Consider the following 19,962-nt stretch of genomic DNA (forward strand, 5'->3'; position numbering starts at 1 on the left):
AAGCGCGATGGCCTGCCCGTCTGGTAAGTGCCGCCGCGCATGGATGTCAGGACCGTCTTTTGTGACGGTAGACCTCGAACATCACCGCAGCGATGATGATGGCGCCCTTCACGATCTGCTGCGTGAATGGCGATATACCTAGCAAATTCAATATATTAGCCATGACGGCAATGATTGCGGCGCCGATCACGGTGCCGATGACGCCACCTTCGCCGCCAAACAGGCTGGTGCCGCCGATGACGACGATCGAGATGGCCTCGAGTTCGAGATTGGTGCCAGCGGTGGGCTCACCAACGGTCAGCCGCGAGACAAAAACCAGGGCGGTCAGCGCCGACAGCACTCCTGAGATGGCGTAGACCGACATCAGCACGCGCGGCACGTTGATGCCGGCAAGCCGCGCCGCCTCGGTGTTTGAACCGACCGCGTAGATCTGGCGACCGAAAGGCGTGTGTCGCAGGACGACGAAAGCCGCGGCGGCTATGGCAACGAAGATCCAGATCGGTACGGGAATGCCGAAGAGAAAACCGCTGCCCAGATAGGAGAAAGCATCCGAAGCATCGCCAAGCGTCTTCGGCTCGCCGTTGGCGATGGTCATGGCAATGCCGCGCCCCATCACCAGCGTGCCGAGGGTCATGATGAAGGGCGGCATGCCGAAGAAAACGACGCCAGCTCCGTTGATGGCGCCGAACACGGCTCCCATCCCCAGCGCCGCGATCATCGCCAACGGGATTGGAACGCCAGATGAGAGCATCAGCGCTGTGGCAACCGCGACGACGCCGACGATGGATCCAACGGAGAGATCGATGCCGCGTGTCAGTATGACGAAGGTCATGCCGACGCTGACGATGCCAAACAGCGCCACCTGGCGGCCGACATTCAACATGTTGCCGGTCTGGATGAAGCTCGGCGACAGATACACCGCGAAAGCGCACAACACGATCAGGACCCAGAGCAGGCCAAGGCTTTGCGCCCAGCCTCGCAACCGACCCACCGACCCCGGCCGGATCGACGCCAATCCTTGTCCCGTTGTCATCTCAGCCATTCCTTCCTCCCGTCTGCCATTGCGAGGGTCGATTGCCGTTGCAGCAGCCAGGCCACCGCATCGGCCAGCCCGCCCTCGTCGCAGGACGGTCCAACGAAATGCGCGAGCCGCTTGGCTTCCGGGACCGCGTTTTCGACCGTGACCGCCGTTCCGGCCCAGGCCAGCATCTCGAGATCATTCTCGGCGTCGCCGGCGGCGGCGCAGTCCTGCGCGGCCATTCCGAGCTCAGCCGCAACGGTCGCGATGGCGGTCTTTTTGGAGATGCCGAGCGGACCGATCTCGAGCAGACGTGGATGCGATCCCGATACCGACAGGCACCCGGCAAGCTGCACGCGGAGAGCTCCAAAGGCTTCACGGTCTGTGGGCTGCGCGGCGACACACATGATCTTGCCCGGTTCCCCCGGCAGGTCTTCCAGCGCCTTCGCCACGATCAAAGGCGCGTTGGTCACGCCGGCTTCGCGTACGATGATCGGGTCTTCGGCAAGTGCGTAAATGGCGTGGCCGGTAAACCACATTGGCCGAACGCCCGCCGCTTGCGCCGTGGCCATGGTCTGAAGCGCATCGGTGCGGCCAATCCGCTGCTCGGACAGCGCAACGCCGGTCGAGACATTACCGATCCAGCCACCGTTGAAGCAGATAGCGAGGCCCGCAATCCCAAGGTTCTCCGCATAGGGCTTTAGCCCGAGCGGTGAGCGCGCCGTTGCCAGAACAATCATGATGCCGGCCGCTCGTGCCACGTGCAGAGCGTCGGCGACACGCTGCGGAAGCACATGGTCGTGCGTCAGCAAGGTGCGGTCGACATCGGTGACGATAAGGCGCGGAATGGTCATGACCCGCCTCAGACCGGAAACACCGGAGCGCGCGCCCCGGTCTGAATGAGAAGCGTCTTGAGTTGGGTGAACTCTTCAAAGCCGGCCTGGCCCATCTCGTAGCCGAAACCCGATCCCTTCACCCCGGTGAGCGGCAGCTGCGGGGCGCCGTCGATGATTGTGTTGGCCTGCACCCAGCCGCTTTTCAACCGCTTGGCGACGGTCAGGACCGTGTCGATATTCTTCGACCAGATGTAGTTGGACAGGCCATAGGCAGTGTCATTGGCCAACCGCACCGCGTCATCCACCGTATCGAACCGTGTGATGCTGAGCACCGGGCCGAAGATCTCTTCGCGGAAGATGGTCATATGCGGCTCGACCCGGTCGAAAATGGTCGCTTCGTGAAAATGACCGACCGCTCCTGCCGCTACATCGCCGCCGAGTACCAGTTGGGCACCTTCCTCGATCCCGCTTTTGACAAAGCCGGTCACCTTGGCCAGATGATTGTGGTCGATCAGTGCGCCGACATCCGTGTCGTCGTCGAACGGATCGCCGACCTTCATCTTGCGGGAGCGCGCCACCACCTTGGCGATGAAATCGTCAGCGATGGACGACTGTACGAACAGCCGTGACCCCGAAACGCAGCACTCGCCATTGTTGAAGAACACGCCCATCAACGCGCCATCCGCCGCGGCTTCCAGATCCGCATCGGCAAAGACGATATTGGCCGACTTGCCGCCCAGTTCGACCGAGGATTTGACCAGATGACGAGACGTGTTGCCGACGACACGGCTGCCGGTGCGCGTCGAACCGGTGAAGGAAACGAAGTCGATGCCCGGATGCCCGGTCAGGTGGTCGCCGGCGGTGGCGCCATAGCCGCTAACGACATTGAAGGCGCCAGCCGGCACGCCCGCTTCCGCCGCAAGCGCGGCGATCTCGAAGGCTGAGCCTGACGTGAACTCCGATGGCTTCAGCACCACAGTGCAGCCGGCAGCGAGAGCAAACGGGACTTTCTGCGACAGGATCAGCGCCGGGAAATTCCATGGCGTGACCAGCGCCACGACGCCCACTGCTTCGCGGCTGATCAGCGCCGTCTTGCCATCGCCGATGTTTGTGTAGGTCAGGCCCGCCATTTGCATGGCCAGCGAAGCTGCATAGCGTGTCAGGTCGGCTGCACCGTCAATATCGCCGCGTGCAAAACGAACTGGCTTGCCGACTTCCTCGACCTCAATACTGACCAGCCGATCGCGGTTGGTGCGGATCAAATCGGCAAGACGGTTCAGGACCTCGGCGCGCTCCATGCCGCTCATACGCGGCCACGGCCCTTCCTCAAATGCGATGCGCGCCGCCTCGACGGCAAGATCGACATCTTCGGGCGTGCCATCGCAATAGCGGGCGACCAGGTCACCTGTGGCCGGCGACCGGCGCTCGATTGAGCCGGGGCCTGAACCGTCGACAAACCGCCCGCCGATGAATTGTTGATAGCTGCGCGTGCTCATGTCGTTCCTCACTGCCAAACCGCATGCGCCATGATTGTTTCCTCGGTCGCGCCCTCGCCCTCTAGAACCGCCGAAATGGCCCCTTCGCGCATGACGATGATGCGATTGCAGAGGCCAAGGATTTCCGGCAATTCCGACGAGACCATCACGACACTTGCACCGCGCTTCGATGTCAGTTCGGCGAGCAGGTCGTAGATTTCGCGCTTGGCTGCCACGTCGACGCCGCGCGTCGGTTCGTCGACCAGAAGGATTTCCGTCCCCGCATGCAGTTGACGGGCGATGCCGCATTTCTGCTGATTGCCGCCCGACAGCGTGCGGACCCTGGTGCTGGGGCTCGGCGTCTTGATGCGCATCTGTTGGATGAACCGGGCGACAGCCTCGTGTTCGCGCCAGCCACTGATCAGGCCGCCGCGGGTCAACGGCGCCATCTGGGATACGGTGACGTTGAATGCGACCGACTGGTCGAGGAAGAGCCCCTCGGTCTTGCGATCCTCCGGCAGCAGGCCGACGCCGTGCGCAAGTGCGCGACGCGGTCCGTCGATGGCGACCAATTGGCCGTCGATCCTGATTTCGCCGCCCTCGAGCGCATCGGCGCCGGCGATGGCGCGCAACACCTCGGTCCGGCCCGCACCGGCAAGGCCGCAAATGCCGACAATCTCGCCGCGCCTGACATTGAAGGAGATATCCTTCAGCACGCCGGCCCGCGACAGGTTGCGTACGTCTAAACGAATCTCGTCGCCGGGCAGGGAGCGCGGTGGAAACACGTCTTTGAGTTCGCGCCCAACCATATGCCGGATGAGATCGGCTGTGGTCGTCTGGCCAAGCGGCATCGAGGCGACGACCTGGCCGTCCCGCAGCACGGTGACCTCGTCACAGATTTCATAGAGTTCCTTCAGGCGATGGGTGATGTAGATGAACGAAACGCCGTGCTCGCTGCTCAGCCGCCTGATCGTCTTGAAAAGATGCTCAAGCTCGGCGTCGCCCAGAACAGCGGACGGCTCATCGAGCACCACGATGCGAGCCTCGCGGGCAATCGCCTTGGCGATCTCCACCATCTGGCGCTGCGCGACGCTGATCGTGTCTATGCGCGCTGCCGGATCGACACGGAAGCCAAGCCTGTCGAGCACATCCTGAGCTGCGTCTTTCGCCCGGCGCCAGTCGATCGTGCCCAGACGCGTTATCGGCAGGCGACCGATAAAGATGTTTTCAGCCACCGTGAGATGCGGAGCCTGGGCGAGTTCCTGATAGATGACCGCGATTCCGAGCTCGAGCATCCGCTCAGGCGTAGGCGCAGCCACCACATCTCCGTCGATGGCCACTTCACCCTCGTTGGCCAGGAACGCGCCAGACAGGACGCGCATCAATGTCGACTTGCCCGCGCCGTTTTCACCGATGACGCCGTGCACGCTTCCCTTGCGGACGGCGAAGCTGACATTGTTCAGCGCATAGACACCCGGAAAGCGCTTGTGGATGCCGCGCATTTCGAGAACTGGGTCCTTCATCACGTCGTCTCCCAAGCCGAGAAATCGTTTTCTCGGCTCCTCAAAAAAAGCTCACAGGCGATGCATCTGCATGCCGCCGCCGATGTGGTAGATATCTCCGGTGCTGAATGGCATCCCGCCGACGGCCAGCGTCGCCACCCCGCGGGCGATGTCTTCCGGCTGCCCCCACCGCCTGATCGCCGAGACCTGTCCGGCCTCGACCTGCCCCGAATACTTATCGTAGACGTCGGCGGTCATATCGGTCTGGATCAGGCCTGGGCGAATCTCGTGGACCCGGATGCCTGCATCCGCCAGACGAATGGCGAATTGCTGGGAAGCCATCGACAGTCCGGCCTTGGATATGCAGTACGGCCCCTTTTCCGGAGAGACTAACCCCGCGTTGGCAGAGGTGATCGTCACCACCGACCGTTCGAGCCGGGCTTGGGGCCGGGAAATCATCGCGCGAGCTACGGCCTGGGTGAAGAAGAACGTGCCGCGCAGATTGATGCCGACGAGCCGGTCGAAACTCTCCTCGGTAACATCGAGAAGATCGCCGCGCACGGAAACCTGGACGCCGGCGTTGTTGACCAGGCAAGTGGTCCCCCCCAGATCGGCTTCGATGCGCTCTATGAACGCCGCATTGTCCGAGGTCTTGGATATGTCCTTGCGATAAAAGGCGGCATTTCGTCCGTGCGTGCGGGCAAGGTTGACGGTCTCGCTGGCATTCTCATCGTCGACTATGTCGACTACAGCGATATCGAAACCCGCCTGCGCGAGTTCACAACAGATGGCCCGCCCGATGCCGCGACGGCCGCCCGTCACAATGGCAAGTCCGCGGTTGAGGGATGCCGGCTTTTCAGGCATCCCGGAGGCGCTTGCGGTGGAAGAGGCTTGGTCCAGCATCACGACGCCTTCCTTGCCATGCCATCACCCTTTTCACGCGAAGCGACCACGGCCTTTGACGCCAGCAGGCGCTGCACCTCGTCATCGGCATAGCCAAGCTCGTCCAGGATCTCGTGCGTGTGCTCGCCGATCTCCAAAGCGAGGTATCGCAGCGCCGGCACCTCGCCGTCGTAGCGGTTGGGATGGTTGACCAGGTGGATCGTTCGGCCACGCACGTTCACCTGCCGGAACACTTGCGCGTGGCTGAGCTGCGCGTCGCCCAGCAGATCGTCATAGTAATTGATGGGCGCCCACCAGATGCCATGGCGGTCAAAGCGTTCGGCGAGTTCGGCCACCGCGAACCGGGCCGTGGCACTGGCCAGCCGGCGAGCATAGTCGTCGCGTTCGACGTATCGGTCGACACCGACTACCTCGCGCAGACCGTCGCTGTCGAGCGCTTCGGCCAGCACGGAAGAATCGCAAAGCGACACCACCACATGGCCGTCTGAGGCAGGATAGACACCGTAGGGCGCGGCATGGAACCACGTCGCCAGATTCGCCTCGCGGTTCAGCACCTCGCGGCTGAAGCCGCCGGCGAAGTAATTGACCAGCGCCTCGCCCTGCAGGTCGATTGCCGAGTTGATAAGGCTTGCCTCAACGCGAGTCCCCTTGCCATCCCGCAAGCGGCGCACCAATGCACCCAGAATGCCCATCGCCAGAAGTGCACCGCCATGTTGGTCGACGATCGCCGCACCGACCGGCGTGGGGCCACGTTCTGGAGTTCCCGTGACACTCATCAGACCCGAGCGCGCCTGGGCGAGAAGATCCTGGCCGGGGTTCATCGCCATCGGCCCGGTTGCGCCAAAACCGCTCGCCGAAGCGAAAATCAGATTGGGGTTGATGTCGCGGAGCGTTTCCTCGTCAAAGCCAAGTTTGGTGAATACACCCGGCCGGAAATTCTCCATCACCACATCGGCGCCGGCGATCAGGCGCCGGGCGACTTGCTTGCCTTCGGTGCTCTTCAGATCAATTCCGATGGAGCGCTTGTTGCGGTTGGCGCAGAGATAGAAGCCGCTGATCCCTTCCACATAGACGTCCGCCCCCGACCAGCGGCGTTCATGAGCTCCGTCGATGGGTTCAACCTTGATGACATCCGCACCCATGTCAGCGAGATATTGGGCACCTGCAGGACCCTGCAGAAAATGGCAGAAGCTGACAACTTTGATGCCGCTGAGCATTTCTCTTCCCTTGGCTCTGCGCTATGAGTTGCGCATCTGTGAAATCGTTTTCACGCCTTTTCTCATAGCTGTCAAGCCTAATTTGAAAGGCTTTGTCAAAAAGAGATGGTGTAGCCTTCTGAAAAAAAATGTGTCATCTGGAAAACGGTTTCTCGGAAACCGTCGGATTCGAGGCTCAATGGATATCGAGGATGGCGGCGCAAAGTTGATTGACGTGGCCAGGCTTGCGAACTGTTCGCCGGCCACCGTCTCCCGCGTGCTCAATGGCAACCCCAACGTGAACGAGGTCGTGCGGGATCGTGTTGTCCGAGCGGCGCGCGATCTCGGCTATGTGCCAAATGGTTCCGCCAGGGCGCTGCGGTCGACCCGAACAAGGTTGGTCGGCGCGATCATCCCCACATTGGACCACGCTATCTATGCCACGATGGTCGATGGACTTCAGGCGCGGCTTTCCGAAAAAGACGTTTCGCTCATCATCAACACCTCCGGCTACGACATCGATCATGAATACGAGCAGGCACGTCTGCTGGTCGAGCGCGGGGTCGAATCTGTGGTGCTTGTCGGGTCAACGCACCGGCCAGCCACTCTGGCCATGTTCGAGCAGAAGCGCATCAATTACGTTTACACCTACACGTCGAAAGCGACCGAGGCGGGTGCGGCGGTGGGGTTCGACAACGAAAAGGCAGGGCGAACGGCCGCACGTTACCTGCTCGACCTCGGCCACACAAAATTCGGGATGATCGCCGGCATCACTCAGGACAATGATCGCGCGGCAGGCCGACGCGACGGCTTCTTGAATGAACTTGAACGGTCAGGCATCGACCGTGGCATCGTTCCGGTTGTCGAGGGAGCCTACCGACTGGACGACGGCCGCACCTGCATGAAACGCCTGATGGATACCACAGCTAGACCCACGGCTGTATTTTGCGGCAGCGATATCCTGGCCGCCGGTGCGATAAAATATTGCCATACCGCAGGTGTCGCTGTGCCCGAAGAGGTTTCGATATTCGGTTTCGACAATCTGGAGATCGCTGAGCTGACCTCACCCGAACTGACAACGCTGGAAGTACCTGCACGCGATATGGGGCGCATTGCTGCCGACTATATCCTCGCTTCACCCTCGCAGCGACTGCATCTTAGACAACGCGAGCTCGCCATCAGACTGATTGTCAGGGAAAGCACTGCCGTCGTCAGACGCTAATATGATCGCTTAAGACCGTCTGGAACATGATGCGAAAGCACTGCGGAGACTGCCCGTTTCCATCGACAGCAACTCATGGACGGTAGACCAAGATCCGAGTTCACTGGTCGGAGAGTCGATAGTTCGGTCGAAGAGCAAAATAGCGGCTTTGAAAAATGAGCGCTAAGGTTGCAACGCTAGCCCTGTAACGTTCGCAACACCAGGGCCGCTCAGCCATCCTCCCTGGCGACCAGCAGAAAAGGTTCGCGCTCCGGAGTCGTCACCGAAAAGCCCGACGGTCCCACCACGCTGAAAAAGCGATGGAACATGTCGATGAAGACACGCACGAAGAGTGGCTTTGCCGAACCGTACATGTCGGCGACGATCAGCGTCGGTGGCGGCAGCTCATCGAGGATTGGTCTTCGAACGATCTCCTCGCCATCGGCGGTGGCGCGACCGATCGGCCGCATGTTGAGGACGGCCATGCCGAAGCCGGATGCGACGGCCGAGCGCACCGTTTCGTAAGAGCGCGTACGAAAGCGCACCTCCGGCCGTTTCGCCAGCACGTCGAACAGGGTCAGGAGATAAGTCGCCGTGTGCGGCAGGTCGAGCAGCACCAGCGGCCGTGCCGCCAGTTCCGCCAGCCAGATGCCGTCGCGCGCGGCAAGGGGATCGTCCGCATTGAGCACGGCATGCGCCGGTACCTTGCAGATGCGGGTGACGCTGTCGATGCCAATTGGACCGATGTCGTAGAGAATGGCCAGATCGATCTGGCCGGCGACAAGCCGTTCCTGCAACTGGACCTGGTCGGCCTCGACAAGGTCGATCTCGACATCGCCGACGCTGTCGAGGTAGCTGCGCAGCATCTCCGGCATGAACAGCGCGCCGAACGGCTCGAAGCAGCCGATGCGCAGGACCTTCGGCACGCGCCCGTTGAGGTCGCCGATCGACCGGTTGAACTCCGTTTCCGCCGCCAGCATGATGCGGGCGGCGGCGACGAAGCGTTGGCCGGCCGGCGTGATGGAGACACCGCGCGCCGGCCGCCTGTCGAAAATGCGTGCCCCCATCCCGGCCTCGGCCAGAGTGATCGCCGCGAGGATGGAGGATTGCGAGATGTAGAGCGATCTGGAGGCCGCCAGCACGCTGCCAAGGCTGGCGACTTCGCAGACATAGCGCAACTGCCGGATGGTCAGGTTCATGGCTCTTTGTTACATTAAATAGCGAATATTCCCCACAACAATACATTTTATGGTGATGAAAAAACCCGCCAGATTGCCCGGGCTGACAAGGCTGCCGGAAGAGCGGCCATGGAGTGAGGGGTTCGAACTGTATGCCGAATGGGCTGTCTCCCATTGCCGACGCCGATGAGCTGTGCCGCCTGGGTGCTGCGGAGCTTAACGCCGCCTACCGCGCTGGATCGCTGTCGCCCGTCGAGGTGACGCTGGCGGCGCTGGCTCGCGCCGAAGCGATCAATCCGCTTTTCAACGCTTTCACCATGATCGACCGCAAGGGTGCGCTCGAGGCCGCAGGTGCTTCCGAGAAACGCTGGCGGGCAGGCGAGCCGCTGTCGGCGGCCGACGGCATACCGACGACGCTGAAGGACATCGTCTGGGCCGAGGGCTGGAGCGTGCGTTACGGCAGCAGGACGACGACTTCCGCCGCCTATGACAAGGATGCCCCCGCCGTTGCCCTGCTGCGCAGAGCGGGCGCAGCGTTCATCGGGCAGACGACGACGCCCGAATTCGGCTGGAAGGCGATCACCGACAGCGGCCTCTGCGGCATCACGCGCAATCCCTGGAATGCGCAAAAGACGCCCGGCGGTTCCTCCGGCGGAGCGGCGGTGGCCGCCGCCACCGGCGCTGGCGTCTTCCATCTCGGCACCGATGGCGGCGGCTCGATCCGCATCCCGGCCTCGTTCACCGGCATCGCCGGATTGAAGCCGACCTTCGGCCGCGTGCCGGCCTATCCGTCCAGCGCGTTCGGAACCGTCGCCCATATCGGACCGATGGCGCGGACAGCGCCCGATCTTTCCGTCATGGCCGACGCCATGTCCGGCCGCGATATCAGCGACTGGCAGCAGGGCGTGGGAACGCTGGCGCCGCTTGGCCGGATCGAAGACACTTTGCAGGGCGCCCGGATCGGCTACTGGTCGAAGCCGCCGTCAGGAGCGCTGGATTCCGGGATCGCCGCCGCCGTCTCTCATGCCTTGACGTATCTCGATGCGTTCGGCGCGACGGTCGAGCCGATTGATCTTCCGGGTGGCGATCTTCTCGATCTTTTCCAGCATCACTGGTTCACCGGCGCCGCGGCGCGGCTGGCGCTGGTTCCGCCGAGCGAACGGGCGGGCATCGATCCGGGCTTCCTGGAGATCGCGCAAGCGGGGGCGACGTTCGGCGTCCAGACGCTCGTCGCCGCGCAGTTGGAGCGCGCCGAATTCGGCGCCGCCATGGACCGGCTGCTCGACGCCTATGATTTCATCGTTTCGCCGGGAACATCGGTGCCGGCCTTCGAGGTCGGACTTGAAGTGCCCTTAGGCAGCGGCCTGTCGCGCTGGACCGAATGGGCAGCGTTCAGCTACCCGATCAATCTCAGCCAGCAACCGGCCTGCGTCATCCCTTGCGGCATGACCGAGGCGGGCCTGCCCGTTGGCTTCCAGATCATCGGCGCGCGCGGCGACGATGCCCGCGTGCTTTCGGCGGCAGCCGACCTGGAAGCCGCTTTCGTGCCCATGACCCACGCGTTTCGCCAGAAAGATCTGGTGTGAAAGATTTCGCATGAAGAAAAGACTCTAACCAACGCCAAAAAGGGGAACTTTGCCATGATGAACAGACGTGCAATGCTGCAGGGCGTGGTCGGCGCGGGTGCGGCCGGTGCCGCGCTTCTTGCCGACATGAACACTGCGGCGATCGCCCAGGACGCCAAGCCCATCCCGGTCGGCTCGGCCCTGCCGATGTCCGGCATCGCCGCGGCCGACGGCATCGAGTTCAAGAACGGTCTCGAACTTGCCGCCGGGGAGATCAATGCGGCGGGCGGCATTCTCGGCCGGCCTGTCGAGATCCACATCGAAGACACCAAGGAAATGGGCGCCGACCTCGTCAGCCAGTCGATGCAGCGCCTGATCGACCGCTTCGAGGCGCCGGTCATCATCAATGGCTACAATCTCGGCACCAACATGATCGAGATGGACGTCGCCGCCGACAACGACGTCATCATGATGCACTACAACACGCTGATTTCGCACAATGAGAAGTTCAAGACCGACCCTGCCCGCTATTACAGCTCCTTCCAGGGCGATCCGCCGGAGTTCTGGTATGGACCGGGCTGCCTGAACTTCCTCAAGACGCTTGCCGCGGACGGCAAATGGAAGGCGCCCAACAAGAAGATCGCCATCATCCCCTCGGCCAACGAATATTCGATCGTCATCGCCAACGCGATCCGCGACAAGGCCGCCGAATACGGCTTCGAGGTTAGCCTGTTCGAAACCGTTCCGTTCCCGACCAACCAGTGGGGACCGACGCTGGCGAAACTCCGCCAGGACCCGCCGGCGGCGATCCTGGTCACGCACTTCCTGCCGCAGGACCTGGCGCAGTTCATGGTCCAGTTCCTCGCCGAGCCGATAAACAGCCTGATCTACATGCAGTACGGACCATCGCTGCCGGCTTTCCGCGAGATCGGCGGCGAGGCGGTCAACGGCGTCGTCTATTCGACGGTGATCGGCTGCCTGCCGGACGATTTCTCCAAGCCGTTCCGCGAGAGCTACCGGGCCAAATTCGGTCCGAACTCGGCCTACATCACGGGATCGCAGACCTATGACGGCCTGTGGATGTGGGCGCTTGCCGCGGCAATCGCCGGTGGTCCAGGCGAACCGATGAACAAGGAGCAGACCACAAAGGTGGCCAATGCGATGAAGCGCCTGGTCTATCGCGGGGTCAACGGCACCTATCGGGCCGATCCGGCGGGCCAATCGGCCTTCTGCTATCCGACGCAGGTGGCCGATCCGTCGCTTGGCATGCCGCACCAGTTCCTGCAGCATCAGGATTACAAGACCGATCCGAAGCTGATCGCGCCGGCGCTCTATGCCACGGACAGCTTCATCCTGCCGCCATGGATCAAGTGACCGGACGCGAAAAAGAAACCAACGACACCGGCCGGGCCCTGTGCCCGACCGGCCATTGGGTGAGAAATATGACTGAGGCCGCTGGTCCGATGCTGGTTTGTGACGGTGTGGTCAAACGGTTCGGCTCGCTGGCCGCCGTCGACGGCGTGTCGATGGTGGTCAATGCGGGCGAGATCGTCGGCATTGGCGGGCCAAACGGCGCCGGCAAGACGACCTTCTTCGACGTGGTGACCGGGATCACGCCGGCCAGTGGCGGCCGGGTGCATTTCGGCGACACCGACATTTCGGCACTTCCGGCCGACCGCATCTGCCAACTCGGCATGGCCCGCACCTTCCAGCTCAATGCCGCCTTCGACAGCTTGACCGTTCGCGAAAACATCGAGATCGCCGCCTATTTCGGCCGGCAGCGGCGAAGGCTGGCCGGCTTCCGCCTCGGCGAGGATGTCCGGCAGGCAACGATCGAGGCGCTGGACTTCGTCGGGCTTGCGGCCAAGGCCGACGAGACCGTGGCGCGGCTGCCGGTGCTCGACCGCAAGCTGCTGATGATTGCCGGCGCCATCGCCACCCGGCCGAAAATGCTCTTCCTCGACGAGCCGGTCGGCGGGCTCAACGTCGCAGAGATCGACCAGATCATGGCGATGGTGCTGAAGCTGCGCGACCAGGGACTGACCATCGTCCTGATCGAGCATGTCATGCGCTTTCTCCTGGCGCTCTCCAGCCGCGTGATCATCATGCACCATGGCAAGGTGATCTTCGAAGGCCGGCCGGACAAAGTCGCCGAGGACCAGACCGTCGTCGAAACCTATCTCGGCCAGGGCACGCAGAAACGGCTGAAGAAATTCTTCGACGACAAGGCCGCAACGAATCCGGTCGAGGGGGCGCAATGACGGCCGCAAAACCGCCCGTCCTGCAGCTCGACGGCATCGTGTCGGGCTATGACGGGCTCGACGTGCTCAAGGGCATTTCGCTGACCGTCCGTGCCGGTGAATTCGTCACCGTCGTCGGCCCGAACGGCCATGGCAAATCGACATTGCTCAAGACCATCTCCGGCCTGGTGCCGCTGCGCGGCGGGCAAATCAGCATTGACGGCCAGCGCCTCTTGGGCAAGCCGCATGAGACCGCGATGCTGGGCGTCGCCCACGTGCCGCAGGGCGACATGCTGTTCGCGCAGATGAGCGTGCTCGAAAACCTTTTGATGGGCGCCTATCTGGCGCCGGACAAGGCCGAGATCGCGCGCCGTCTGGACGAGGTCTACGCGCTTCTGCCGAAGCTTGCCGACCGTCGCAACCAGATCGCCTCGAGCTTGTCGGGCGGCGAACGGCGCATGGTCGGCATCGGCCGCGGCCTGATGATGGGCGGGCGCATCCTTTTGATCGACGAGCCGTCGCTCGGCCTCGCGCCACTTATCATCGATCAGGTCTACGGCGTCATTTCGCAACTGAGCAAGGCTGGACGCACGATCCTGCTGGTGGAGGAGAACCCGGCCCGGGTCGAGGATCTCGCCGACCGCCTGCATCTGCTCGACGACGGCGCCATCGTCTGGTCGGGCAAGCCCGCCGAACTGATGGCGCGCGACGAACTCCTCGCAACCTATCTCGGAGGCTGACGCCATGACCGACGTTCTCATGGCCATTCTCGTCGCCGGCTTCACCTCGGGCGCGCTCTATGCGCTGGCGACAGTCGGGCTGTCGCTGGTCTGGGGGTCGATGGGCATGCTCAACATGGCCCATGCGGCGATGCTGACGCTTGGCGGCTATGTCGCCTTCACGGTGATCACCTCGCTCGGCCTGCCGATCGCGATCGGCTTCGCCGGCGCCATCGTCGCGGGTGCTTTGGCCGGCGCCATCCTCTATTTCGCGATCGTTCGCAATCTCCTGCAGAACGACAAATCGACATTCGAAGCCAACGTCATGATCGCCACGGTCGGCATCGGCATCGCCCTCGAGAATGCCATCCTCCTGACCTATGGCGGGCAGCCGCTGAAGCAGCCGGTTTCGATTGCCGGCGCCTTGCGCCTGGGGCCGCTGACGCTGCCCTGGCAAAACCTTCTGATCATCGCGGTGGTGGTCGTCATGATGGTGGTCGTCTCGGCGGCGCTCGGCCGCACGCGGATGGGCCGCGCGATTCGGGCGACGGCGCAAAACCGCGACGCGGCGCAGCTCATGGGCGTCGCCGTCAACCGCGTCTACCTGCAGGTGCTGATGCTGTCGGGCGCGCTCGCCGGCATCTGTGGCGTCATGGTCTCGTCGATGACGCAACTGTCGCCGCCACTCGGGAACGACCCGATGCTGAAGGCCTTCATCATGTGCGTGGTCGCCGGTCTCGGCAATCTGCCGGGCGCCATAGCAGCAGCACTTGGGCTGGCGTTGCTCGAATCCTTCGTCCAGTACGCCTTGGGCGCCAGGTGGGGCTTTCCATCGCTGCTGTTCGTCGTCATTGCCGTGCTGATCTGGCGGCCGTCCGGCCTTTTCGGCCACGCCGAAATCCGGCGCATGTGAGCGGCATCATGACAGAGACACGTCCCATGTCCCGTTCCTCCATGTCCCGCGCGGCCAGGACTGATCTTGCCATCAGCCTGATGCTGATCGCGGCGGCGATCGCGCTGCCGTTCATGGTCGACAGCCGCTACATCCTCGGCCAGATCGTGCTGGCGCTGTTCTATGCGACGATCGCCTCGCAGTGGAACCTCCTGTTCGGCTTCTCCGGCATCTTCTCGCTGGCACAAATGGCGATCTTCGCCTTCGGCGGCTATGCGACGGCGATGCTCTGCTTCTATTTCGGCTGGAACGTTTGGGCAGCACTTGTGCCTGGCGCGCTGGGCGCCGTGCTGTTCTCGCTCGTCGTCGGCCTGGCCTGCCTTCGCCTGACCGGCGTCTATGTGGCGTTGCTGACGCTTGCCATCGCCCAGACGATGTATCTGCTGATCGTCACCGACACCGAATGCTTCGTCATGGTCGGCTCCGTCTGCCGCCAGTTCACCGGCGGCGCCGTCGGCTTTGCCCGCTTCGGCGATCTCGGCACCAGGGCCTTGCTCAGGGCGCAGTGGCTGGTCGGCAATTACGCCATCATCGCGGTGCTGTTCGCGCTGACGATGGTCTTCACCTACGCGATCGTCAAAAGCCCGATCGGCCTTGCCTTCCGGGCGCTGAAGGACAATCCGGGCTATGCGGTGGCGCGCGGCGTTAACCGCTTCCAGGCGCAGCTTCTGGTGTTCGGCATCTCCGCCTTCTTCACCGGACTGGCCGGCGGTTTCTATGCCGCGCATTTCCAGGCGATCGGTCCCGGTGTGCTGTCGATGTCGCAACTGATGTTCATCATCGCCATCGTCGTGGTCGGCGGCGTCGGCACGTTCTGGGGACCGCTGGTCGGGACGGTGGTGCTGGTGCTGGCCGACGAACTGATGCGGGAGAGCGGCGAGTTCCGCACGCTCGGCCTTGGCCTGATCATTGCGCTGTCGGTGGTGCTGATGCCCAAGGGGCTGGTCGGCCGTTTTGGCGATCTCGTCCACTGGCTCGCGCGCCGTCGCGCCAGCCCAGACAGCAAGCCAGCAGTGAGCAACATTGTGCAAAGCCCGGCCCCGGCCGGAAAGTGAGAGACTTAACGATGTTCAATACGATCATAGTGGGTGCCGGCTCGGCCGGCTGCGTGCTGGCAAATCGCCTCAGTGCCGATCCTGCCCGCAAGGTGTTGCTGCTGGAGGCAGGACGCGAGGCGCCGCTCGCCTCGGACGTGCCCTCGGACTGGCCGACCATGTTCAACACAGCCGTGGATTGGGGCTACTATACCGAGCCGCAGGCCGGTTGCCGCGGCAGGCGGGTGTTCTGGCCGCGCGGCAAGATGATCGGCGGTTCCGGCGCACTGAATGCCATGATCTATATTCGCGGCCTGCCGTCCGACTACGATGGCTGGGCCGCCATGGGCTGCCCCGGCTGGGCCTGGGAAGACGTGCTGCCCGTGTTCAAGGCCAGCGAAAGCAATGCCGAACTCGGCAACGACCCGCTGCACGGCGCCAACGGGCCGCTACATATCGGCAATGTCGCGCATGTCGATGCCAACGAGCTTGCCTGGATCGAGGCCTGCAAGGCCGCCGGCTACAAACACAACCGCGATTTCAACGGCGTCGAGCAGGAAGGTGTCGGCCTCTTCCAATTCACCATCAAGAACGGCGAGCGCTGGGGCACCGGCAAGGCCTATCTGCGCCCGGCGCGGGAACGCCCCAACCTGGTGATCAGGACCGGTGTGCTGGCGACCGGCCTGATCGTCGAGAAGGGCCGGGTCAAGGGCATCCGCTATCTCGTCAATGGCGAACCGGAGACCGCCTACGCCGACACAGAGGTGGTGCTGTCTTCGGGCTCGATCGGCACCTGCCAGTTGCTGCTGCTTTCGGGCATCGGCCCGGCCGACGAACTCACACGCGTCGGCGTAGCGCCCGTCCACGACCTGCCCGGCGTCGGCAAGGACCTGCAGGACCACATCAACATTCCGATCACCTTCTATACCAAGGACAGGATCGGCGTCGGTGCCTGGACCGATGAGACGCTACAGCGCGACTTCGAGGAATGGCAGACGTCGCGCAGCGGTCCGCGCTCCTCGCCCTGGGTGGCGGCGGGAGGGTTTGTCAAGAGCCGGCCCGATATCGAGCCGGACCTGCAGCTTTACGGCGCCATCAGCCCGCATCGCGATTATGTTCGGTTCCTTTCGTCCAGGCCCGGCATCACGCTGCACACCACGCTGCAACGGCCAGACAGCCGCGGCGAGATCCGCCTGCGCTCAGCCAATCCGATCGAGTATCCGGCGATCGACCCGCGTTACTTCATCAGCGACGAGGATGGTTCGGACATCGCCACGCTGGTCGAAGGCATCCGCATCAGCCGCCGCATCGCGGCGCAATCGCCGCTTGCCGAAATGCTCGTCGGCGAAATCACGCCGAGCGCCGAATGCGAGAGCGACGCCGAGATCGCCGACTACATTCGCGGCCACTGCACGACACTCTATCACCCGACCAGCACCTGCCGCATGGGCACCGATCCGATGGCCGTCGTCGATCCCGCGTCGATGAAGGTTCATGGGTTGGACGGGCTTTGCATCGCCGACGCCTCGGTCTTTCCGAAAATGGTCTCGGGCAACACCAACGCGCCGACGATCATGATCGCCGAACGCGCCGCGTCGATGATCCTGGCGGGATGAGGCACGAGATGACGACGGGATGGAATTTTCACGAGCTGTATCTCTGGCACGAGACCGGCAACGCCGCGCAGTTCTTTCAGCCGAGCCTGACCATCGAGCCGGGCGAGCATGCGGAGAATGCCGACACGAAACGCCGCTTCCGCAATCTGATGGAGGTTTCAGGCCTGACCGAAAAACTGTCAAGGATCGCCTCCGTCGCGGTGAGCGAGGACGACCTCGCCCTGTTTCACGACCGCGACTACATCAGCCGCATCAAGCTGCTCAGTGATGGGCGCGGCGGCGATGCGAGCTATCTCACCCCCTTCGGCCATGGCAGCTACGAGATCGCCTGTCTGGCCGCCGGTGGCACGGCGGCGGTGATGGATGCGGTGTTGAGCCGCGATGTCGAAAATGGCTATGCGCTGGTACGGCCGCCGGGCCATCATGCCGAGCGCGCGCAAGGCATGGGCTTTTGCCTGTTCGGCAACGTTCCGGTCGCTATCCTGAAGAACCGTGCCAAACATGGCTTCGAGCGGGTCGCCAGCGTCGACTGGGATGTTCATCACGGCAACGGCACCCAGTCCGCATTCTATTCGGACCCGTCGGTGCTGACCATCTCGATCCATCAGGACGGGCTCTATCCGCATGACAGCGGTCTTCACAAGGAGCGCGGCGAGGGCAAGGGCGAAGGCTACAACATCAACGTGCCGCTGCCCGCCGGCTGCGGCCACGGCGCATATATGTCCGTCTTCGAACGCGTCGTGCTACCGGCGCTCAATCGCTACAAGCCTGATCTCATCGTCGTGCCGTCGGGCTTCGATGCCTCGGCGGCCGATCCGCTGGGGCGCATGATGCTGCATAGCGGCAGCTACCGCGACATGACGCGGATGCTGATGCAGGCGGCGGACGACCTCTGCGGCGGGCGCGTGATGATGTCGCATGAAGGCGGCTATTCGGCCTCCTACGTTCCCTATTGCGGCCTGGCGGTGATGGAGCAACTGTCCGGAATCAGGACGCATATCGACGACCCGTTCCTGCCGGTCTTCGAAAGCTACGCCGGCCAGCCCTTACAGCCGCATCAGGCGGCCGCTGTTTCCAGGGCGGAGGAACTTTTGGGCGGCATCGCCTAGAATTCTGATTAGGACGATCTGCCAATGAGACGATCTCAAGACACACCGGCGCCCAATCTCACACATGCGGGCTCCCGCTACCAACCCCCGACGAGCAAAGAGTGTTTCCCATATTCAGGTCGCAGCCCCAGATTACAGCCCGAGCCGAACGCAGGCCTTCACTGCACCAGGAAAGTCCGCCTACGCATAAGGCATGCTGCATTCATGGCCTTGCGGAAAAGCGAAGCCGTGAGGCGATACTCGCCCACGCGACACAAAACAGGAAGTAGCCGCAAGGCTGATCACTACGCGCCGGAAATTCTATAATAAATTCAATGTTTTAGCGGGAAAGCTGATGGTACCGTTGGCTGGGATCGAACCAGCGACCTCCGGATCCACAATCCGGCGCTCTAACCATCTGAGCTACAACGGCACGTTTACCGAGCCGGACCAAGTGGAAAGTTCTCTCTCCATGGCCAGCTCTGTCGTTCGGCGATGCGTCCTTACGGGCTAATGGATCTTAATTCAAGACTTTTGCTAGGCAAAGGTCGCTTCCCCACAACGGCATCGACTTTTCACCGGGCAAAGAAAAAGGCCGGCGGGAGGAGGTGCCGGCCTTTTCCTGTTACGAGCCAGCGGGAGGAGGTGCTGGCTGGTCACCCCGGGGAGCAGAGGGAGGAGGTTCCGCCCACCGGGTATTCCTTGATGGCTACCATCATACCCCTGATCGTTTTTAAGAAAATGCGACCTTTTGTTGCATCCTCAGATCATGCGTAAATGTTAGGCAACCTTGATTTCCTTCATCGCCTTCTCAAAGGCGGTCTTGATCGGCTTGGAGACGTCCTCGGCTGCCTTGGAGGCGACGGCCTGGAAGTCCTTGGCCTGCTCGACGGTCGTCTCGACGCGCTTGCGCAGGAAGGAAGTCTGCAGTTCGATGACTTCCGACAGCGACTTGGCGCCGATCAGGGCTTCGAGATGCGAGAAGCCTGCCTCGGCATTGGCGCGGAGAGCGGAAATGGTCTTTAGCGACAGGTCGCTGGAAACGGTCTTGGCGGTCTCGTAGGTCGACTCCAGAGCCTTCTGGGTCTCCTCGGCACCGGTCTTCAGCTTGGCATAGGCTTCCTTCGACTGCTCGACGCCCTTTTCGGCGAAAGCGCGCATCTGGTCGGTGGCCTTGGAAGCGTCGAAGCTCGGGAACTCAACGTTTTCGATCGTGTCGGCAGTTTTGGTCCTGGACATTTTCCATCCTTTTCAGCGTCAGCGGCTTTGACAGAAAGCCGTCTCGTTCATGTATGATGGCAATATAAAGGCAAATTTTGTGCATTGCAACATCTTTGTTGCGGTGCACCATAAATTTCTTTTGGGCCGTTAACCAAGAGCTCAAAATCCAGCCTTTGCACGTTCTGGCTTGTGGACCTTCGCGCCGCCGGCTTTTATTA

General features: G+C 62.7%; 17 protein-coding genes and 1 tRNA gene. 9 read left to right on the forward strand and 9 right to left on the reverse strand.

Annotated features, from left to right (window positions below):
* Window positions 1-46 precede the first annotated feature (46 nt).
* Genes AC1RZR_RS32135 through AC1RZR_RS32160 form a run of 6 tightly spaced genes read right to left on the reverse strand, consistent with a single transcriptional unit; the run spans window position 47 to window position 6,951 of the window.
* A complete protein-coding gene (locus AC1RZR_RS32135) occupies window positions 47-1,042 on the reverse strand; it encodes an ABC transporter permease (protein WP_436251445.1) in 996 nt (331 codons plus the stop codon).
* Window positions 1,030-1,872, reverse strand: a complete 843-nt coding sequence (locus AC1RZR_RS32140) for a Cof-type HAD-IIB family hydrolase (protein WP_477271350.1) — start codon at window positions 1,870-1,872, stop codon at window positions 1,030-1,032. Before AC1RZR_RS32140 ends, AC1RZR_RS32135 begins: the two co-directional genes overlap by 13 nt.
* 8 nt (window positions 1,873-1,880) lie before the next feature.
* Window positions 1,881-3,350, reverse strand: coding sequence for an aldehyde dehydrogenase family protein (locus tag AC1RZR_RS32145; protein ID WP_481827135.1), 1,470 nt, complete (start codon window positions 3,348-3,350; stop codon window positions 1,881-1,883).
* Between the two features lie 8 nt (window positions 3,351-3,358).
* Entirely contained in the window at window positions 3,359-4,852 is a 1,494-nt protein-coding gene (locus tag AC1RZR_RS32150; protein WP_481827136.1) for a sugar ABC transporter ATP-binding protein, read from the reverse strand.
* Between the two features lie 51 nt (window positions 4,853-4,903).
* Window positions 4,904-5,734, reverse strand: coding sequence for a 3-ketoacyl-ACP reductase (locus tag AC1RZR_RS32155; protein ID WP_477271356.1), 831 nt, complete (start codon window positions 5,732-5,734; stop codon window positions 4,904-4,906).
* Entirely contained in the window at window positions 5,734-6,951 is a 1,218-nt protein-coding gene (locus AC1RZR_RS32160; protein ID WP_477271358.1) for a CaiB/BaiF CoA transferase family protein, read from the reverse strand. Before AC1RZR_RS32160 ends, AC1RZR_RS32155 begins: the two co-directional genes overlap by 1 nt.
* Here AC1RZR_RS32160 and AC1RZR_RS32165 point away from each other — a divergent pair.
* Window positions 6,938-8,152: a LacI family DNA-binding transcriptional regulator gene (locus AC1RZR_RS32165; protein WP_481827137.1), complete on the forward strand. Its 1,215-nt coding sequence runs from the start codon at window positions 6,938-6,940 to the stop codon at window positions 8,150-8,152. The two genes, AC1RZR_RS32160 and AC1RZR_RS32165, sit on opposite strands and share 14 nt — an antisense overlap.
* Window positions 8,153-8,361: 209 nt before the next feature.
* On the opposite strand, the gene AC1RZR_RS32170 is transcribed toward AC1RZR_RS32165, so the two are convergent.
* Complete coding sequence (locus AC1RZR_RS32170; RefSeq protein WP_481827138.1) at window positions 8,362-9,330, reverse strand: LysR family transcriptional regulator; 969 nt, start codon at window positions 9,328-9,330, stop codon at window positions 8,362-8,364.
* A gap of 131 nt (window positions 9,331-9,461) precedes the next feature.
* Here AC1RZR_RS32170 and AC1RZR_RS32175 point away from each other — a divergent pair, with 131 nt between their 5' ends.
* The 8 genes from AC1RZR_RS32175 to AC1RZR_RS32210 all read left to right on the forward strand — a co-directional run bounded on the left by AC1RZR_RS32175 (window position 9,462) and on the right by AC1RZR_RS32210 (window position 18,544).
* Entirely contained in the window at window positions 9,462-10,895 is a 1,434-nt protein-coding gene (locus AC1RZR_RS32175) for an amidase (RefSeq protein ID WP_481827139.1), read from the forward strand.
* Window positions 10,896-10,949: 54 nt separating this feature from the next.
* Window positions 10,950-12,248 carry an ABC transporter substrate-binding protein gene (locus AC1RZR_RS32180; RefSeq protein WP_477271366.1) on the forward strand — a complete coding sequence of 433 codons (1,299 nt, stop codon included), beginning with the start codon at window positions 10,950-10,952 and terminating at the stop codon, window positions 12,246-12,248.
* A 68-nt stretch (window positions 12,249-12,316) separates the two neighbouring features.
* On the forward strand, window positions 12,317-13,135 hold the full coding sequence (locus AC1RZR_RS32185) for an ABC transporter ATP-binding protein (RefSeq protein ID WP_477271368.1): 819 nt from the start codon (window positions 12,317-12,319) through the stop codon (window positions 13,133-13,135).
* Window positions 13,132-13,854, forward strand: coding sequence for an ABC transporter ATP-binding protein (locus AC1RZR_RS32190; protein WP_477271370.1), 723 nt, complete (start codon window positions 13,132-13,134; stop codon window positions 13,852-13,854). Before AC1RZR_RS32185 ends, AC1RZR_RS32190 begins: the two co-directional genes overlap by 4 nt.
* A 4-nt stretch (window positions 13,855-13,858) precedes the next feature.
* Window positions 13,859-14,746 (forward strand): branched-chain amino acid ABC transporter permease, encoded by an 888-nt coding sequence (locus tag AC1RZR_RS32195; RefSeq protein ID WP_481827140.1) that lies wholly within the window; start codon window positions 13,859-13,861, stop codon window positions 14,744-14,746.
* Window positions 14,747-14,772: 26 nt separating this feature from the next.
* Window positions 14,773-15,840: a branched-chain amino acid ABC transporter permease gene (locus AC1RZR_RS32200; RefSeq protein WP_481827141.1), complete on the forward strand. Its 1,068-nt coding sequence runs from the start codon at window positions 14,773-14,775 to the stop codon at window positions 15,838-15,840.
* Window positions 15,841-15,851: 11 nt separating this feature from the next.
* Window positions 15,852-17,435 (forward strand): GMC family oxidoreductase, encoded by a 1,584-nt coding sequence (locus AC1RZR_RS32205; RefSeq protein WP_481827142.1) that lies wholly within the window; start codon window positions 15,852-15,854, stop codon window positions 17,433-17,435.
* Between the two features lie 8 nt (window positions 17,436-17,443).
* Entirely contained in the window at window positions 17,444-18,544 is a 1,101-nt protein-coding gene (locus AC1RZR_RS32210) for a class II histone deacetylase (protein ID WP_481827143.1), read from the forward strand.
* Window positions 18,545-18,879: 335 nt separating this feature from the next.
* On the opposite strand, the gene AC1RZR_RS32215 is transcribed toward AC1RZR_RS32210, so the two are convergent.
* Both AC1RZR_RS32215 and AC1RZR_RS32220 read right to left on the reverse strand, forming a co-directional pair.
* Window positions 18,880-18,956 (reverse strand) — tRNA-His (locus AC1RZR_RS32215).
* 347 nt (window positions 18,957-19,303) lie between these two features.
* Window positions 19,304-19,762, reverse strand: coding sequence for a phasin (locus tag AC1RZR_RS32220; RefSeq protein WP_477271384.1), 459 nt, complete (start codon window positions 19,760-19,762; stop codon window positions 19,304-19,306).
* Window positions 19,763-19,962 lie beyond the last annotated feature (200 nt).

The sequence above is a fragment of the Mesorhizobium bavaricum genome (genome assembly GCF_056781655.1).

Coding starts and splice junctions, on each gene's coding strand:
- AC1RZR_RS32145 (WP_481827135.1), bottom strand. CDS start 3,350: ATGAGCACGCGCAGCTATCAACAATTCATCGGCGGGCGGTTTGTCGAC.
- AC1RZR_RS32135 (WP_436251445.1), bottom strand. CDS start 1,042: ATGGCTGAGATGACAACGGGACAAGGATTGGCGTCGATCCGGCCGGGG.
- AC1RZR_RS32190 (WP_477271370.1), top strand. CDS start 13,132: ATGACGGCCGCAAAACCGCCCGTCCTGCAGCTCGACGGCATCGTGTCG.
- AC1RZR_RS32175 (WP_481827139.1), top strand. CDS start 9,462: ATGCCGAATGGGCTGTCTCCCATTGCCGACGCCGATGAGCTGTGCCGC.
- AC1RZR_RS32210 (WP_481827143.1), top strand. CDS start 17,444: ATGACGACGGGATGGAATTTTCACGAGCTGTATCTCTGGCACGAGACC.
- AC1RZR_RS32180 (WP_477271366.1), top strand. CDS start 10,950: ATGATGAACAGACGTGCAATGCTGCAGGGCGTGGTCGGCGCGGGTGCG.
- AC1RZR_RS32185 (WP_477271368.1), top strand. CDS start 12,317: ATGACTGAGGCCGCTGGTCCGATGCTGGTTTGTGACGGTGTGGTCAAA.
- AC1RZR_RS32170 (WP_481827138.1), bottom strand. CDS start 9,330: ATGAACCTGACCATCCGGCAGTTGCGCTATGTCTGCGAAGTCGCCAGC.
- AC1RZR_RS32160 (WP_477271358.1), bottom strand. CDS start 6,951: ATGCTCAGCGGCATCAAAGTTGTCAGCTTCTGCCATTTTCTGCAGGGT.
- AC1RZR_RS32195 (WP_481827140.1), top strand. CDS start 13,859: ATGACCGACGTTCTCATGGCCATTCTCGTCGCCGGCTTCACCTCGGGC.
- AC1RZR_RS32140 (WP_477271350.1), bottom strand. CDS start 1,872: ATGACCATTCCGCGCCTTATCGTCACCGATGTCGACCGCACCTTGCTG.
- AC1RZR_RS32150 (WP_481827136.1), bottom strand. CDS start 4,852: ATGAAGGACCCAGTTCTCGAAATGCGCGGCATCCACAAGCGCTTTCCG.
- AC1RZR_RS32205 (WP_481827142.1), top strand. CDS start 15,852: ATGTTCAATACGATCATAGTGGGTGCCGGCTCGGCCGGCTGCGTGCTG.
- AC1RZR_RS32155 (WP_477271356.1), bottom strand. CDS start 5,734: ATGCTGGACCAAGCCTCTTCCACCGCAAGCGCCTCCGGGATGCCTGAA.
- AC1RZR_RS32220 (WP_477271384.1), bottom strand. CDS start 19,762: ATGTCCAGGACCAAAACTGCCGACACGATCGAAAACGTTGAGTTCCCG.
- AC1RZR_RS32165 (WP_481827137.1), top strand. CDS start 6,938: ATGCCGCTGAGCATTTCTCTTCCCTTGGCTCTGCGCTATGAGTTGCGC.
- AC1RZR_RS32200 (WP_481827141.1), top strand. CDS start 14,773: ATGTCCCGTTCCTCCATGTCCCGCGCGGCCAGGACTGATCTTGCCATC.